Here is a 15,968-nt window from a genome sequence, read left to right as displayed (position 1 = left end):
GGGTAAGACCACCACATTATATGCAGGCTTAAAGCGTCTGAATGACGGATCCCGCAACATATTGACGGTTGAAGATCCTGTCGAATATGCCGTTGAAGGCATTGGCCAGACGCAGGTGAATGCGAAGGTTGGTATGACCTTTGCTGCAGGCCTACGCGCGATTTTGCGGCAGGATCCTGACGTCGTAATGGTCGGCGAAATCCGCGACCGTGAAACCGCCGATATTGCTGTGCAAGCGGCGCTGACCGGCCATTTGGTGCTGACGACGGTGCACACAAATGATGCGCTGGGTGCCATCACGCGTATGCGCGATATGAAGGTAGAGCCCTTCTTGCTGGCCTCGACGCTACGCGCTGTCATCGCGCAGCGGCTTGTGCGCCGCCTCTGCCCGCATTGCCGCGAAACGGTTCAGGCCGACGGCAATGCCGCGTCTTTGCTTGGTTTTGACAAGGGCACCGCAGTTTATAAGGCCGTCGGTTGCCCTGAATGCAACAACATCGGCTTTTTGGGCCGGATTGGCGTGTTTGAGGCTGTGCGCGTCGATGACACCATCCGCCGATTAATCAATGACGGCGGCGATGAAGCTATATTGGCGCGACATGCGTTTGTGAATCAGCCCAATTTAAGTGCCGCGGCGCGCAAATTGGTGCGCAGCGGAGACACCACGCCAGAGGAGGCTATCCGGATTTCACGCCGTGAAGACATTGTTGATGCCTGAATTTGCGTATCACGCTATTGATTCTGACGGGCGTGAACGGCGCGGGCGGATATCTGCGGCCAATGATGATCTGGCACGCGAAGCATTGGTGTCGAAAAAACTCTATATTGTGAGTGTTGCACCTGCCGAAGTACGCGCATCGGTCTTTGCCAACCTGCTGCTGAAACGGCAGCCACGGTTAAACGCAAAGCAGCTGACATTGTTCACCCGGCAATTGTCTTCCTTGGCGCAAGTCTCGCCCTTGGAAGAGGCGCTGCGCACGATTAGCCGGCAAAGCGAACAACCCCATGTGCGCCAGATACTGACGGGCGTTCACGCGGGCGTTGTTGAAGGCCAGCGATTGTCCGACGCTATGCGACGCGAAAGCAACAGCTTTCCACCTTTGTATCGCGCAATGATTGCCGCAGGGGAGGGCGCGGGCACATTGCCGCTCATAACGGAACGGCTTGCTGTACTGCTCGAACGGCAGGCAGAGATGCGTGGTAAGTTGATTGGCGCGCTCGCTTATCCGGCCATTCTGTCGCTCGTCGCGATCCTGGTTGTGATGGGGTTGATGGTGTCTGTCGTGCCGCGCGTGGTTGAGCAATTTGACAATGTGGATCAGCAATTACCGCTGATAACGCGGATAGTGATGGGCATTTCTGCATTTTTGGCGAATTATTACTGGGTGCTGATCATCATCATCTTGCTTGGTGCATTTCTCTTTGCGCAAGCGTTGAAGCAACCCGCCTTTCGACTTGCGGTGGATCGCAGTATCTTGCGCATTCCCCTTCTTGGCAAGCTGTTGCGCAACCTGCACGCCGCCCGCATGGCGCGGACGCTGGCTACTATGGTTGCAAGCCGCTTGCCCTTGTTAGAAGGCTTGCGCCTGACGGGCGGCACTATTCGCAATAAACTGTTATCAGCGGCCAATGACGACATTGTGGAATCCGTCCGTAGCGGGGGCAGCCTGTCAGGCGCGATGCGCGCTAGCGGCGTTTTTCCGCCCTTATTGGTATATCTGACGGCAAGCGGCGAGAGCGCAGGTCAGTTGGATATCATGTTGGAACGTGCCGCCGAATATCTGGAACGCGAATTTGATACTTTTACCAGCACCGCTTTGTCGTTGCTGGAACCCTTAATCATTGTCGCCATGGGCGGCGTTGTTGCAGTCATTATATTGGCAATATTGCTGCCCATTCTTCAACTTCAGAACCTTACGGGACTATAGAATATGCTCCGCTTATTTTTTAATCTTTTGACAGATACTAGCCGCGCAGCCGTTAGGTTCCGCCGCAAGGCAGTTCGGACCCAACGCAACGGCTTCACCTTGGTTGAAATGATGGTGACCTTGTTCATTCTGGCGCTGCTGACGACGGTCGTGGCCATCAACGTGCTACCCAATCAGGACAAGGCCATGGTGCAAAAGGCACGGGCAGACATCGCAGTTTTGGGACAAGCGATGGAAACCTATCGCCTTGATAATCTGACCTACCCTGATGCAGGCGCTGGTTTGCAGGCGTTGGTCACTCCGCCGTCGACTGAAGCGCGGCGTGATGGTTACATCAAGAAGCTGCCTAAGGACCCTTGGAACCGCCCCTATCAGTATAGCATGCCTGGAAAGAACGGCGCTTTTGATATTTATTCGCTGGGTGCCGATGGCGCGCCTGGCGGTGAGAATGAAAATGCCGATATTTACGGCGACTAAGCCGTCCGTCCATAAAATCGTTCAGGATAATGCGCGCGGTTTCAGCTTATTGGAGCTGATGGTGGTGTTGTTCATCATTGGCATTGCGAGCACGGCGGTTGTCATGACCATAAGCTCGCCCGAGCGCGGCGTGCGCGATGAAGCCGAACAATTTGCTGCCCGCCTTGCTGCCTTGCGCGATAACGCCATACTGCAATCGCGGACGATGGCCGTCACTGTACGTCCGTCGGGCTATGGCTTTGAAACGCGCAATGATGGGAACTGGGTGCCTTTGTCGGACGCCCCATTTTCAACAACCGACTGGAAAAGTGGCACAACGGTTCAAATGTCTGACGCGCGGCAAATGCGGATAGCCTTTGACAGCACTGGCCTGCCGTCAAGCGCCGCGAGCATCGCGCTTAAACATGACAATGTAACGGTGACGCTAAAGCTTGCCGCAACCGGGGACATCCGCGTTGTCCGTTAAGCCTATATTTACGCGCAATGGCTTCACGCTGCTGGAAATCATGGTTGCGTTGGCCATTTTCAGCCTTGCGGCCTTAGCAATGGTGCGCTTGCAGGGATATTCGGTGCGCTCGACATCCAATTTGGGCGACAGCAGCATGGCATGGCAAGTGGCGCGAAACGTGGCCGTGGAAATATTGTCCAACCCCACGCCGCCGACGCTCGGAGAAACGCGCGGCGATGCATTAAACGGCGGACAAAATTGGCAATGGACGGCCACAACCAGTTCCACCGATGACAGCCGGCTCGTAACTGTCGAAATCGTTGTGGTCGGGACCGGCAACGCCGCACTGCGTAAGGCGCGGTTAACGATTGCAAGGCCAGTTGAACAGTGACCGAAACGCGTCATTCTGAAGCAGGATTTACCCTGATTGAGTTGCTCGTCGCACTTGCGATTTTTGCGCTCATTTCGGTGGCGGGGGTCATGTTGCTGCGTTCCGGCAGCGATACCCAAATTGCTGTGAAAAAGCGGCTTGAAGAAATGGCATTGTCGCATCGTTTGGCCAATAGCCTTGAAGGGGACTTGGCGCAGGCGATTGCGCGGCCCGTGCGAGATCAATTGGGCCAAATTATCCCGGCCTTCACGCAAAGCGAGGCCAGCGTTCCTGGCGCTTTGTTTGGCTTTGTCCGGGCGGGATGGTCCAACTTCGATGGTGCGCCAAGGGCAGGGCTGCAACGCGTGGCTTATGTGTTGGAAGGCGGCGCGCTCAAGCGGTTAAGTTGGCCCATGCTTGACGGAGCAGCTCCCTCAGACGCCGCGTTCTTGTTGGAGGGTGTAACGTCTGCAACGGTCGAATTTCGAGATAATACGGGTGCTTGGCGTGATGATTGGACCGCGACCGATGCGGACGCCTTGCCACGCGCCGTCGCCTTAAACGTCAATTTGACGGGTAAGCCCGCGCAACGCATGCTCTTTCTGGTGGGGGCACAAACACGCGTTGCACCACCGAGCGTTGAAACAGGCGCAGCAGAATGATGCCGCAAAAACCTGCAGAACGCGGCGCGGCCTTGCTGTCGGTATTGCTCATGGTGGCGGTGCTGGCCGTGATTGCGGCAACGACGCTTGACCGGTTGACGTTATCGAGCAAATTGTCGGCCAATGGTAATGCGCTGGCGCAGGCACGGATGTTTACTTACGCGACTGAGGCGATTGCCGCTGCGCGTCTTGAGGATTTGGTTGCCCGCGATGCCGCACAAACGACGTTGGCCGGTGATTGGCTTGGCAAGCTGCAAACTATTCCCATTCCGATAGGGTCTGCCACCGCTTCGGTGCGTGATGCTGGGAACTGTTTCAATCTCAACAGTCTGGTGACTGAAACCGACGGTCAATATGTTGCCAGTGCAACAGGGCAAGAACAGATGACGTCGTTAATGGTCGTTTTAGGTATCGATGAAAACGCCGCACGTATTCTGGCAGCGTCTGCCGCCGATTGGGCGGATAGCAACGTCACGCCTTTAGCAAATGGCGCGGAGGATGATAGCTATCGTTCTGCGGCGACGCCGTATCTTGTGGCGAATAGGCTTTATGCCCATCCCAGCGAGTTGCGCGCGGTCAAAGGGGTAACACCTGCTATCTATGCCAAGTTGCGGGATTGGATATGCGCGCTCCCCGATCCGGTTTTATCGCCTTTGAATGTCAACACTTTGCTACCCGAACAGGCACCGTTATTGGCAATGCTCTTCCCGCCGGGTAAGATGAATTTGACCTTCGCGCGGAGCTATCTCGCCAAGCGGCCAGCAAGTGGCTATGGCAGCCTCATTCGATTCTGGGCGGCGCCTGAAATTGCCGCATTGGAACCGTCTTCTCTGGTGCAAGGGCAGGTAAAACTGACAAGCAATTACTTCCTTTTGAACACAAATGTGTCATTTGGCGAACTTAAGCTTGCGGGACAGTCAATGATTGTCGCGTCGCCAGCGCCTGCGCGCGTTGTCTGGCGTAGTTGGGGGGAAGAGGAATGACATTAGTCATTACGCGTTTCCCAACATCTGAACAGGACGACCCAACGGTATTTCGGGTCAGTGAGGGCGTATGGCAGGATGCAGGTGCGCTTTCCAATTTCGCGCCGACGGTTGACGACCGGACTGTTATGGCCCTTGTCGCGCCCGAGGATGTCCGATGCCATTGGTTCACGCTGCCGGATGTGCAAGGGCGTCAGGCCGAGAGCGTGGCGAAGCTGCGTGCAACCGAACAATCGCTTGGTCTTGTGCACACCAGCGCCGGTGCAGATTATGACGACGTGGTTGCGACAGCGACAATCGCGTCGGAGGTTATGCAGGGTGGGCTGGATAAGCTTGGTGCGCGCGGGTTAAACCCCGACATCGTCCTACCGTTTGCATTGTCTGTATCGGGCCATTCGCATGGCGTATTACGGGCCGAAATGGACGGCCTGTCTGTCCTGCGCGGCGCGCAATTTGGCATACCGGATGATGCCGTGTTGCGCGATCTATTCATTGGCGATGCGCATATAGAAGATATGGATGCCGCCTCCCTTCGGTCCATGCTGCTCTCCGCCAGCGCCGCGCCATTGCTGAACTTGCGTGAAGGCAATTTCGCAAAACGGGAGCGGGCGGTTTGGCTGGCCCCAGAGCAAAAATTCTGGGTGCGGCGGCTTTTGACCGCGCTTGTTATCGTGACAATGATGCTCACTCTTGCGACCTTGGGGAAATATTGGGTGGCAACTGGGTCTGAAAATGACGCCGCACTGGCTGCGGCACAGAAGATTGATCCGGCTATCCAAGATATCTATCAGGCCGAAAGCATGCTTGCCGCGTCCCTTAATCGTCAGGGTAAAACGCAAGGCAGCTTCGCGCCGCTTTCGGCTGCCTTGTGGCGCAGCGTGCAGGCTTCGCCGAATGTGTCGGTGCGGGAATTACGATATACGCCGGACGGCATTTTGACCGTGGTTCTGGCGGCACCCACGTCGGATAACATCAACAAGGCTCTTGTGACCATTCAGCAGGACGGGTTCCGCATTACGGCAACAGCTAGGCAGGATACAACCGGTGCGACGTTGGTCGACATGACAGTGAGGATGCCATGATAGCGGCGATTCGCTTATGGTTTGCTGCGCTGACGCAGCGGGAGCAATGGCTCGTTGGCGTTGCGGGCGCACTGACCGCACTTGCGGTCTCGATTTTCGGTATTTTACTTCCCATATTGTCAGCCGTTGATCAGGCAATGATAGATCATGACGATGCGGTCCAGCGGCGCGGGCGCATAGTCGCCACGGTGGATGCAGCGCAGATAATGGAAACGGGGCAGCCTTCTGCAGCAACGGCGGATATTGACCTGTTGATTACCCAAAATGCAGCGGAAAAGGGATTTGATCTCGTCAAATCGGCCAATAGCGCACCAGGACAAATCAGCTTCCGGATTGATCAGGCACGTGCGCCAGCATTGCTGGCATGGTTGACAGATCTTGAGGGACAGAATGTAGTTGTGCGCAGTGTCGCCTTACGCCCCGGTGCAAACAGCACGGTATCGGTTGATGCGCAGTTGCAGATGCGCGCCCCATGAAACGGCGGTTCGTCATTGCTTCGGTCGCAGCGGTGGCTGCTGCGACGATATTGTTTATGCCCTTGCGCACGTTCGTGGCTGGGGAAGGGGTAACCGCACGCAAGGTCGATGGCATCATTTGGGATGGGTCCATCCGCGACCTGCGCCTTGGCAAATTGCCTGTCGGCGACGTCAATGCACGTTTGTTGTTCTCATCGCTGTTTATGGGGCGCGCAGAAATATTGCTGTCACGGGGTAATACACAATTTGTGCCTGGCATAACCGGGTCTGTATCACGCGGCATAAGCGGTGTGTCTGTTAACAACCTGTCCGCTACTTTGCCAGTAGGCGCCCTGTTTGCGCCTTTTCCGGCCGAGAATATTCAGTTTGAAGGCTTTTCTGCGCGCTTTGCCGCTGGCAAGTGCATGGATGCCGGTGGGCAAGTCCGGATGACTCTGTCCGACATTATGTCGGGACTTAACTTACAGAATGGGATGCTTGGTCAACCCCGCTGCGATGGTGCGGAATTATTGCTGCCATTGGTCAGCCAATCCGCGATGGAGCGGGCGGACATCCGTTTGTCGGCAGACGGATCTTACACCGTGGCCATCATGCTCAACGCCGACCGGGGCGATCAAGCGGCTACGCTGAACGTCGCTGGATTTCGTCCTGTAGATGGCGGCTACCGGCTCGTGCAAAAGGGCCGGTTCTGAACGCGTTCCCGGCGTCATTGGGCGATATGTTGTTCGCCTTACCCTTTTGGTATCAGGTCATGCTCGCCATGATGTTCGGCGCAATCTGGGGCAGCTTTGTTGGGGCCTTGTGCAGTCGCTGGCCGCGCGGGGAACGGGTGTCGGATGGCCGGTCGCATTGTGACCATTGCCAGACGACACTTGGGGTGAAAGATCTATTGCCCATATTCTCTTATCTATGGCTTCGCGGAAAATGCGGATATTGCAGGCAATCCATAGGGATTAGTGCGCTCTATATGGAACTTGTTTCCGCCGGTATTGGCCTGTTTGCCGTGTTATTCTTGTCGGGTGGTCAGGCAGTGGCGGCAGCGGTGTTCGGTTGGGTGCTGCTACCGCTCATCATCCTCGATTATCAGAAGCTGTGGTTGCCTAATCGACTGGTTTTTGTGTTGGCGTTGGCGGGCGTCTGCGCTGGCCCGTTTCTCACACCTGCAATTGAGTGGCCTGACCGTATTTTGGGCGGCGTTTTTGGGTTTCTCGCATTGGAAGTGATCCGGCAGGCCTTTCGCAAGCTGCGCCAAGTGGAAGGCATGGGTGGCGGCGACCCCAAATTATTTGGTGCCATTGGCCTCTGGCTCGGTTGGCAGGGCTTGCCGATGACGTTGCTTTTGGCAACAATCTTAGGGTTTATGTGTATCGCGGTTGGTTATGCTCTGTCCAAAAAAAGCGCGCCAGTGCTGCCGTTCGGGGCATATATGGGAACCGCTGCCTTTGCCATTGTCTTGCTGGTTTAGCTGTTTGACGCATGCAGGGAGAAAGAGCGTAGCGCCGAAGATTATGGTGCAGGCGCGGCAGGGGCAGGCATTGCCGCCTCAATCTCGGCCTTAGCGTCTGCTTCAATCAACTTGGTCGCTTCTTCGGCGGCTTGCTCGATCGTCAGCTTCTGTTTGGCCACTTCATCCTGTTGCGATGTCGCAGGCATAGCCCCCTCTGGTGGCGCAGTATCGGGGGTAGCTGGCGGGTTATTACAACCCGCAAGCATTGCGAATGCAGATGCCCGTAACAATAGGCTCCTCACTGCGCCAGTCCCGGTTTAAGTTCGCCCTCATAATTCGCCAGATAGGCCAAAGTTGCGACCCAAGCGGCAACATTTTGGCGCAATTCGGCCTTATCGATCTTGTCCAAAGTGTCGTCGGGTGTGTGGTGCAGATCGAAATATTTTGTTCCGTCTTGCTGCAAATCCACGATGCCTAGTTTTTGTGCAGCAATGATGGCGCCAATGTCTGCGCCGCCGCCGGCCAGTTCACGGCGGGGAACCACGCCCAAGGGTCTCAGTGCCGACACGATCTGCGCCCGAACAGCATTTGCGCTTTCAGGAAGGCGGAAATCCACAGCCCAGACCTTGCCTGCGCCAAAGTCCGATTCCATGGCCAAAGCATGCGGCTCGTTCGCGTGCTTTTCACCATAATCGCGGCCACCCCAGATGCCGACTTCTTCAGCTCCGGCCCAAAGCAGACGCACTGTACGTTTTGGTTGGCCCATGGACTTTAGATGCTTAGCGGCCGCACCGATGATGCCACAACCCGCCGCGTCATCAATCGCGCCTGTACCAAGGTCCCAGCTATCCAGATGGCATGCAATGACGATGATCGGTAAATTTGGGTTGGACCCGGTCACTTCGGCCAACACATTGCCTGATGTCTGCATCCCGATATTCTGCGGCGTAAGTTTTAACTTCATCCGCACCGGCTTGCCGCGCGCAATCATACGTTCAAGATTCTCTGCGTCAGGAATCGACAACGCACCTGCTGGAATAGGCGTAACGTCAGGCTCGAAATTGGTGTTACCGGTATGTGGATTGCGATGATAGTCGGTGCCGATGGAACGAATAACCATGGCTGCTGCGCCTTTCTTGGCGGCAATATTCGGTCCGACGAAGCGGGCAGCGCCAAATGCGCCATAGCTACTACCGTCTTGTGTCGCTTTCATATTGTGGCTGACAAAGGCAATTTTGCCCTTCAGACTGCCGTCGGGCACAGCGCGCAAGTCGTCGATAGTCGGGAAATACACGATTTCCGCATCCAATCCCGCTTCGCCGGTGCTTCCGCTATTGCCCAATGCCGCGACGGCCATCTTCTGGGGAAATGGCGCGGTGATTTCAGCGGTTTCTTCGCCGCGTACCCAAGTCGGCATCTTATATTCTTCCACACGGACATTTTCGAAGCCCAGCATCTTTAACTTGTCTACCGACCATGTCCGCCCGCGCGCCTCAGCCTGAGTGCCGGCCTGTCTTTGGCCAATCTCGGTGGTGAGGCCCTCGATGATGTCATAAGCGCTATCATCGGATTGCAGGGCCTTGTCGCGCAATTCGGAAATGGATATTGCCTTCGTGGCTGATGGAGCGGCCACGGTGACAGCAGGGTAAAGGAACAGCGAGGAGGCTGCGGCGAACAGAGCTATATTTTTCTTCATAAGGGGTAGGCTTAATCGCATCGCAGTGTTTTGCAATCCCGCCTTGCGAGGAAAGCTGCGGATAGCTAGGGAAGCGGCCAAATCATCGTAATATAACACAGGAACTGATCCCCATGGCAGCGCAATATAGTTACGTAATGAAGGGAATGACCAAAACCTTCCCCGGTGCGAACAAGCCGGTGCTCAACAATATCAATCTGCAGTTCTACCCCGATGCGAAGATTGGCATCGTAGGGCCAAACGGCACGGGTAAGTCGACCCTGATGAAAATTATGGCGGGTATGGATACCGAATTTACCGGCGAAGCTTGGCCCGGAGAACATATCCGCGTTGGTTATCTGGCGCAGGAGCCTGAGCTGGACCCGAATAAAACTGTGCGTGAAAACGTTATGGACGGCGTGCGTCCAGTGGCAGACTTGGTCGACCGCTTTAACGAAATTTCGATGATTATGGGTGACCCGCCCGAAGACGCCGACTTTGACGCGTTGATGGAAGAAATGGGTACGCTTCAGGAGAAGATTGATGCCGTCGATGGTTGGTCGCTGGATAGCCAACTTGAACTTGCCATGGACGCACTGCGGTGCCCACCTGGCGATAGCGCTGTCACCAGCCTGTCCGGAGGTGAAAAGCGCCGGATCGCGCTCACCAGGCTGTTGTTGGAAAAGCCTGACATCCTGCTGCTCGATGAACCTACCAACCACCTTGATGCGGAATCGGTGGCTTGGCTGGAAAAGCATCTGGTCGACTATAAGGGCAACGTCATCCTCGTAACCCATGACCGCTACTTCCTCGACAATGTCGTCAGCTGGATACTTGAGCTCGATCGTGGCCGCTATTTTGTCTATGAAGGCAATTATTCGACCTATCTGGAAAAGAAGGGCAAGCGCCTCGAGCAGGAATCGCGCGAAGATGCAGGGCGTCAGAAAGCGATTAAGGACGAGTTGGAGTGGATCCGGCAAAGCCCGAAGGCGCGTCAGACAAAATCTAAAGCGCGCATCAAATCCTTCGATCAATTGGTTGAGGCACAAGAAAACCGCACGCCCGGTAAGGCACAGATCGTCATCCAAATTCCCGAGCGTCTGGGCAGCAAGGTTATTGAGGTCAAGAATGTCACCAAGGCTTATGGTGATAAATTATTGTTCGAAAATCTGTCCTTCACCATACCACAGGGCGGTATTGTCGGCGTTATCGGGCCGAACGGCGCGGGTAAATCAACGCTTTTCCGCCTGATTACTGGTCAGGAAGTGCCGGATTCCGGCGAAGTGGACATTGGCGAAACCGTGAAGCTTGGCTTCGTCGACCAAAGCCGCGATGATTTGGATCCCAACAAAAATGTGTGGGAAGAAATCTCCGGCGGCGCTGATTTTATGAAGCTGGGTAAGCACGAAACGCCCACCCGCGCTTATGTCGGGGCGTTCAATTTCAAGGGCACTGACCAGCAGAAAAAGGTTGGCCTGCTGTCCGGCGGTGAACGTAACCGCGTGCACATGGCAAAGATGTTGAAAGAAGGCGGCAACGTGCTTCTGCTTGATGAACCGACCAACGATTTGGATGTGGAAACGCTGTCAGCTCTTGAAGAAGCGCTTGAAAGCTTCGCTGGTTGCGCTGTGGTTATCAGCCATGACCGCTTCTTCCTTGACCGCTTGGCCACGCACATATTGGCTTTTGAAGGCGACAGCCATGTCGAATGGTTTGAGGGCAACTTTGAATCGTACGAAGAAGATAAAATTGCCCGCCTTGGCGATGAGGCCACGCGTCCGCACCGTGCAACCTATAAAAAGATGACGCGTTAATGATGGCATGAAATCACACGCCTCGTCATCAACAGCAACAGCCACAACGCAAGCTTTGGGGACGAGGATGTGCTTTTCGCGGCACAGCACGCGGTAACGATTCAAGTCTATGTCGAAAAATCTGGGGCCTTATGGGATGAGCCAGTCACCCGTCCATAAATTATGGGCGGCGTCCCATTGCCAGCGCGCGCGTCTATGGCCGGCATTGGCAAGATATAGCCATTCGATTGTCTCAATCTCAACCAACAAGGCCGCAAAATTGGAGCGATAATCGACCAATTGCTCTTCTTCAGGTTGCTTGCCCTCTATCCAGTCGGGCAGGCCTGAGGAAGGTTTAGTCCAAGGCGTCCCGGGTGCCGCCTCGGCCATGTAACAGCGCCGCGCAAATGGGGTGGAAGTTGACCACGCGGTGTCGGCAAGGGCGCCCGTGGCCGTCAAATGTGTTTTTCCCGACATCCGGATTTGAACCTTTGCCGCAGGGTCATACATCAACACGTTGGTTGCAGGGTTTTGACGAATTTGTTCGGCTTTAATCGAACGCGAGTCGGTATGAAACCGCAATGTGCGCGCATCGCGCGATACATCGCGTAATATCATGATTCGCAATTGTGGCATGCCTAATGCATCGACCGTACCTACCACGGGCATGTGAGACGGGCTTTTGCGATTGGTCACACCAGTGGCGATGAGGCCCCATGCTTCTTCAAAACTTAACGCGAGATCATCATAATAAGCGGGGGAGCTATTGGGTAAGTTCATTGGACCTCAAAACTATCATTCTCATCGTTGAGAACGTAAAGATTACCGTCGGATATGCCGAAATAGGCGCCGTGCAGCTTCAGTTGCCCCGATTGTTCGCGTGCCGCAATAAAGGGAAAACTACGCAGGTTAGCCAGGCTGACGCGGATCGCCTCCAGTTCCAAATCGCGTTGCGGGTCTTGCGATGCGGACGCAAGCACTTTGTCGCGGGCAGGGCGGACAATATCGACCCAGCTATCAATGAAGCTATACCCGGCTTCGCCAAGATCACCGCCCTCCAGTGATGCCTTGATACCGCCGCATTGGGCGTGGCCCAGAACGACAATATGGCGGACCTCAAGGCCCAATACGCCAAATTCGATAGCGGCCGATACCCCATGCAATCCACCGCCGGTTTCATATGGCGGGACTAAGTTCGCCACGTTGCGCAGCGCGAAAACCTGCCCCGGCGTGGTGTCAAACACCGTCGCGGGATCGACCCGGCTATCGCAACAAGAAATAATCATAATGGGCGGAGACTGCCCATCGCTTGCAAGCGCGTCATAGCGTGCCTTCTGCCGGACATAAGCATCGGATTTGAACCGTCGATAGCCCTCTACCAACACAGCAAATTCAGGCATTAGAAACGCTCTCCTCTGACAACTTGAACGTCGCCTACTGTTAACAACATGCCGTAACTATCCAACAAGGGCGCAATTGCGTCGATTAACTGCGCCGTTTTTGTGTCCGACGCGATAGCAAGCACAATTGTCTTTGCGCTGGCGCCAGTGACGTCGTCATGCTGCCACTCGCCCGCACGTCCACCGCCAGAATCGACATGAATGACACTCCAACCTGAAATATCCACGGCCTTCAACTTGCCGACGATGCGCGGGACAAGGGGTGTATCGACCAGAATTTCTATACGTTTGCGGGGAACGGTTTGCACCATTGGGTCATCCTAACGCTTGGGCAAGTGCAACGAAGATGCTGATGCCGAAGATAATGTTGAACGGGAATGTAACACCGAGTGACATACTTAGATAAATGCCGGGGTCAGCTTGGGGTAGGGCGAGCCGCATGGCCGCCGGCACCGCGATGTAGGAGGCGCTTGCCGCCAATATGCCGAGCGCGGCTGCAGAGGCGATGTCGAGACCAATGACCGTTCCAACGACGGTGCCGATGGTGCCGTTTACCAAGGGTAACAAAATCGCAAGCAACACCAAACGGAACGTCATTTTGCGCGATTGTATCAAGCGGCGTGCGGCAATCAGGCCCATATCCAGCAGGAACAGGCACAATACGCCGCGAAAGCCGGTATCGAACAGCGGCTTTACAGCTGCAAATCCATCGCTTCCGGCAACGGCGCCAATGATGAAGCTGCCAACCAATAACATCACCGAAGCATTGGTGAGCACCTCATGCCATGGTGTTCCGTTGCTTTCGCCAGAACTTGTGTCACCCCGTCGGGCGAGCATCAGGCCACTGATAATGGCCGGTGTCTCCATCAGCGCCAGGACAGCAACCATATAGCCCGCAGGGCTTAAGCCTTCGCCGGTTAGCAATTCTATAGCGGTTACAAAGGTAACAACGCTGACCGAACCATAATGGGCGGCAACTGCACCTGCGTCGACTTTCGACAATTTGCCAATGCCGCGCAACAACGCGAAAGCAAGGACAGGCAAGAGGAAGCTCAAAGCGAGGCCAGCGGCAGCCGCAACCATGACTTCTGCGGTAATTCCGCTCTTGGATACCTCAACCCCACCTTTCAAGCCGATAGCGGCCATCAAATAGATGGACATTGCCTTGGCAAACGCCTCGGGAATAGTCAGGTCGGACTTTAAAGCAGCAGCAACAAAACCAAGTATAAAAAACAGGATCACCGGCGAAGTGAGGGTATCAGCAATCATCTTTGCCCCTTTGCGGATTTTGCAACCCATAGCAGGCAAGTTGCAGTTGGCAAGATGGCGCGCCACGTCTATTCAAGCATCATGAACGCACCGATCAACATGCCCGAACGCCCGGTTAGGGAACGTAAGCCAGACTGGATCAGGGTTAAAGCACCCACCGGCGCTGAGTTTAACGAAACGCGCCGCTTGATGCGTGATCTCAATTTGAACACGGTCTGTGAGGAAGCGGCTTGTCCCAATATCGGTGAATGTTGGACCAAAAAGCACGCGACCGTGATGATCTTGGGCGATGTGTGCACGCGGGCTTGCGCATTTTGTAACGTTAAAACCGGCATGCCACGGGCGGTTGACCCGCTTGAGCCAGAGCATGTGGCAATTGCTGCGGCCAAGTTGGGGCTTGAGCATATCGTTATTACATCGGTTGACCGCGACGATCTGCCCGACGGTGGTGCCAGCCAGTTCGTCAAGGTCATAGAGGCATTGCGGCGCAATACGCCCAACACCACAATCGAAATCCTGACACCCGATTTTCGGAACAAGGCTCAGGCGGCGATTGAAGCAATCGTGACTGCGCGTCCTGATGTATATAATCACAATCTGGAAACTGTCCCGCGCCTGTATCCAACCATTCGGCCCGGCGCGCGTTATTATGCGTCGCTGCGTTTGCTGGAAACGGTGAAGCGTCACGATCCGTCGATTTTTACCAAGTCCGGGGTAATGCTCGGGCTAGGCGAAGAACGGATGGAGGTGCATCAGGTGATGGACGACATGCGCAGCGCCGACATTGATTTCCTAACCATGGGCCAATATCTGCAGCCAACGCCAAAGCATGCAAAGGTGATGGATTTTGTGACTCCAAGCGCATTTGACGCTTATGCCGCCATTGCCCGTGCCAAGGGTTTTTTGCTGGTGGCGGCAAGCCCGCTCACCCGGTCCAGCTACCATGCGGGTGATGATTTTGCCAAGATGCGCGATGCACGCGCGGCACAACTGGCCAAGGCGCGTTAAGGTTTCAACGCACATATGCCGCACCATCACGAACGCCGCAGCCTTCCGCATAATGCGGGGCAAATGTATGATTTGGTGGCGGACGTCAGCCGCTACCCTGAATTCCTGCCGTGGGTTGGCGCTATCCGGATCCGGAAGGATGAAGAAAGCGAAATGCTCGCGGACATGATTGTTGGGTTTAAATCGCTGCGGGAAACATTCAGCAGCCGCGTCGTGAAGACCCCGAAATCATCGATCATTGTCGATTATCTCGATGGCCCGATGAAGCATTTACACAATGCTTGGACGTTTGAAGATGTTGAAGGCGGTGGCTCAATCGTTGACTTTACCGTAGACTTTTCTTTCCGTAACCGCGTGTTTGAGGCGCTGGCCGGTCAGTTTTTTGATTCTGCGCTCCGCAAAATGACAGCGGCGTTTGTTGAACGTGCCGACGCGCTTTATGGTGCGGGCGGAAGCAACAACTCCAACGCATGAAGCGTTGCAAAGGCACGGATATCAGCGCGACTTTTGTCTGAGCCAAAGGATTTGTGGTCACCCATAACCTCTTCCGGATTTTGACCTTTGACGGCCACTGCAAAAACAACGGTGCCAACGGGCTTGCTGGCGCTGCCGCCGTCTGGGCCAGCCACGCCGCTAATTGCAACGGCGATGTCTGCGCCGCTTTTTTTCAGCGCCCCTTGCGCCATGGCCCATGCGACGCCAACAGAAACAGCGCCGAATGCGTCGATAATGTCTTCATTTACGCTCAAAAGCTTAATCTTCGCGTCATTGCTATAGGTAACAAAGCCATAGCCAAGAACGGCGCTGCTACCTGGAACTTCGGTAATCGCGGCAGTGACTAGGCCGCCAGTGCAGCTTTCTGCGATGGCGACCATGCGTCCCGCAGCTTTGTTCTCGGCAACAACACGCGCGGCCAGTTCGGCAATCTCGGCGGGTAAGACAGTTTCCAT

Annotated in this window: 21 protein-coding genes; 14 read left to right on the top strand and 7 right to left on the bottom strand. The window is 55.3% G+C overall.

Features of this window, described 5'->3' with window-relative positions; all coding sequences use genetic code 11:
* From Q0O07_RS10245 to Q0O07_RS10195, 11 genes are all read left to right on the top strand, one after another.
* Positions 1–718, top strand: a 718-nt coding sequence (locus Q0O07_RS10245; RefSeq protein ID WP_295493247.1) for a GspE/PulE family protein, incomplete at its 5' end; no start/stop codon positions are given.
* The gene (gene gspF / locus Q0O07_RS10240; RefSeq protein WP_295493256.1) at positions 711–1,928 is read left to right on the top strand and encodes a type II secretion system inner membrane protein GspF; all 1,218 of its coding nucleotides are present in this window, start codon (positions 711–713) and stop codon (positions 1,926–1,928) included. The genes Q0O07_RS10245 and gspF, both read left to right, overlap by 8 nt.
* 3 nt (positions 1,929–1,931) lie before the next feature.
* Positions 1,932–2,405, top strand: a complete 474-nt coding sequence (gene gspG / locus Q0O07_RS10235) for a type II secretion system major pseudopilin GspG (RefSeq protein ID WP_295493244.1) — start codon at positions 1,932–1,934, stop codon at positions 2,403–2,405.
* Positions 2,377–2,871: a GspH/FimT family pseudopilin gene (locus Q0O07_RS10230; protein WP_295493242.1), complete on the top strand. Its 495-nt coding sequence runs from the start codon at positions 2,377–2,379 to the stop codon at positions 2,869–2,871. The genes gspG and Q0O07_RS10230 overlap by 29 nt, the downstream gene beginning before the upstream one ends.
* Positions 2,861–3,244, top strand: a complete 384-nt coding sequence (gspI, locus tag Q0O07_RS10225) for a type II secretion system minor pseudopilin GspI (protein ID WP_295493241.1) — start codon at positions 2,861–2,863, stop codon at positions 3,242–3,244. Before Q0O07_RS10230 ends, gspI begins: the two co-directional genes overlap by 11 nt.
* Positions 3,241–3,885, top strand: a complete 645-nt coding sequence (gene gspJ / locus Q0O07_RS10220) for a type II secretion system minor pseudopilin GspJ (RefSeq protein ID WP_295493239.1) — start codon at positions 3,241–3,243, stop codon at positions 3,883–3,885. Before gspI ends, gspJ begins: the two co-directional genes overlap by 4 nt.
* Positions 3,882–4,868 (top strand): type II secretion system minor pseudopilin GspK, encoded by a 987-nt coding sequence (gene gspK / locus Q0O07_RS10215; protein ID WP_295493237.1) that lies wholly within the window; start codon positions 3,882–3,884, stop codon positions 4,866–4,868. The genes gspJ and gspK overlap by 4 nt, the downstream gene beginning before the upstream one ends.
* Positions 4,865–5,950 carry a hypothetical protein gene (locus tag Q0O07_RS10210; protein WP_295493235.1) on the top strand — a complete coding sequence of 362 codons (1,086 nt, stop codon included), beginning with the start codon at positions 4,865–4,867 and terminating at the stop codon, positions 5,948–5,950. The genes gspK and Q0O07_RS10210 overlap by 4 nt, the downstream gene beginning before the upstream one ends.
* Positions 5,947–6,426 carry a type II secretion system protein GspM gene (gene gspM, locus Q0O07_RS10205; RefSeq protein ID WP_295493233.1) on the top strand — a complete coding sequence of 160 codons (480 nt, stop codon included), beginning with the start codon at positions 5,947–5,949 and terminating at the stop codon, positions 6,424–6,426. The genes Q0O07_RS10210 and gspM overlap by 4 nt, the downstream gene beginning before the upstream one ends.
* Positions 6,423–7,118, top strand: a complete 696-nt coding sequence (gene gspN / locus Q0O07_RS10200) for a type II secretion system protein N (protein ID WP_295493230.1) — start codon at positions 6,423–6,425, stop codon at positions 7,116–7,118. Before gspM ends, gspN begins: the two co-directional genes overlap by 4 nt.
* Before the next feature lie 26 nt (positions 7,119–7,144).
* Positions 7,145–7,891 carry an A24 family peptidase gene (locus tag Q0O07_RS10195; RefSeq protein WP_295493228.1) on the top strand — a complete coding sequence of 249 codons (747 nt, stop codon included), beginning with the start codon at positions 7,145–7,147 and terminating at the stop codon, positions 7,889–7,891.
* A gap of 41 nt (positions 7,892–7,932) precedes the next feature.
* Here Q0O07_RS10195 and Q0O07_RS10190 read toward each other — a convergent pair whose 3' ends face one another.
* Complete coding sequence (locus Q0O07_RS10190) at positions 7,933–8,163, bottom strand: hypothetical protein (RefSeq protein ID WP_295493226.1); 231 nt, start codon at positions 8,161–8,163, stop codon at positions 7,933–7,935.
* 8 nt (positions 8,164–8,171) lie between these two features.
* Positions 8,172–9,569 carry a M28 family peptidase gene (locus Q0O07_RS10185; RefSeq protein ID WP_295493224.1) on the bottom strand — a complete coding sequence of 466 codons (1,398 nt, stop codon included), beginning with the start codon at positions 9,567–9,569 and terminating at the stop codon, positions 8,172–8,174.
* 113 nt (positions 9,570–9,682) lie between these two features.
* Here Q0O07_RS10185 and ettA point away from each other — a divergent pair, with 113 nt between their 5' ends.
* Complete coding sequence (gene ettA, locus Q0O07_RS10180; protein ID WP_295493222.1) at positions 9,683–11,362, top strand: energy-dependent translational throttle protein EttA; 1,680 nt, start codon at positions 9,683–9,685, stop codon at positions 11,360–11,362.
* 129 nt (positions 11,363–11,491) lie between these two features.
* Here ettA and Q0O07_RS10175 read toward each other — a convergent pair whose 3' ends face one another.
* The 4 genes from Q0O07_RS10175 to Q0O07_RS10160 are packed head-to-tail and all read right to left on the bottom strand — an operon-like array spanning position 11,492 to position 14,010.
* On the bottom strand, positions 11,492–12,121 hold the full coding sequence (locus Q0O07_RS10175) for a pyridoxamine 5'-phosphate oxidase family protein (RefSeq protein WP_295493220.1): 630 nt from the start codon (positions 12,119–12,121) through the stop codon (positions 11,492–11,494).
* Positions 12,118–12,741 carry a carbonic anhydrase gene (locus tag Q0O07_RS10170; protein WP_295493217.1) on the bottom strand — a complete coding sequence of 208 codons (624 nt, stop codon included), beginning with the start codon at positions 12,739–12,741 and terminating at the stop codon, positions 12,118–12,120. The genes Q0O07_RS10175 and Q0O07_RS10170 overlap by 4 nt, the downstream gene beginning before the upstream one ends.
* Positions 12,741–13,052, bottom strand: coding sequence for a transcriptional regulator (locus Q0O07_RS10165; RefSeq protein ID WP_295493214.1), 312 nt, complete (start codon positions 13,050–13,052; stop codon positions 12,741–12,743). Before Q0O07_RS10165 ends, Q0O07_RS10170 begins: the two co-directional genes overlap by 1 nt.
* A 4-nt stretch (positions 13,053–13,056) precedes the next feature.
* Positions 13,057–14,010, bottom strand: coding sequence for a sodium-dependent bicarbonate transport family permease (locus Q0O07_RS10160; RefSeq protein ID WP_295493212.1), 954 nt, complete (start codon positions 14,008–14,010; stop codon positions 13,057–13,059).
* Between the two features lie 81 nt (positions 14,011–14,091).
* Between Q0O07_RS10160 and lipA the strand changes: the two genes are divergently transcribed.
* Together lipA and Q0O07_RS10150 are read left to right on the top strand one after the other, a co-directional pair.
* Entirely contained in the window at positions 14,092–15,018 is a 927-nt protein-coding gene (gene lipA / locus Q0O07_RS10155; protein WP_295493253.1) for a lipoyl synthase, read from the top strand.
* Positions 15,019–15,033: 15 nt separating this feature from the next.
* Positions 15,034–15,492, top strand: coding sequence for a type II toxin-antitoxin system RatA family toxin (locus Q0O07_RS10150; protein ID WP_295493210.1), 459 nt, complete (start codon positions 15,034–15,036; stop codon positions 15,490–15,492).
* On the opposite strand, the gene Q0O07_RS10145 is transcribed toward Q0O07_RS10150, so the two are convergent.
* Positions 15,456–15,968 (bottom strand): CinA family protein, encoded by a 513-nt coding sequence (locus Q0O07_RS10145; protein WP_295493251.1) that lies wholly within the window; start codon positions 15,966–15,968, stop codon positions 15,456–15,458. The genes Q0O07_RS10150 and Q0O07_RS10145 overlap by 37 nt on opposite strands.

The organism is Sphingorhabdus sp. EL138, from assembly GCF_945890115.1.
GTDB lineage: Bacteria > Pseudomonadota > Alphaproteobacteria > Sphingomonadales > Sphingomonadaceae > Sphingorhabdus_B.
This window is presented reverse-complemented; position numbering and strand designations above follow the sequence as displayed.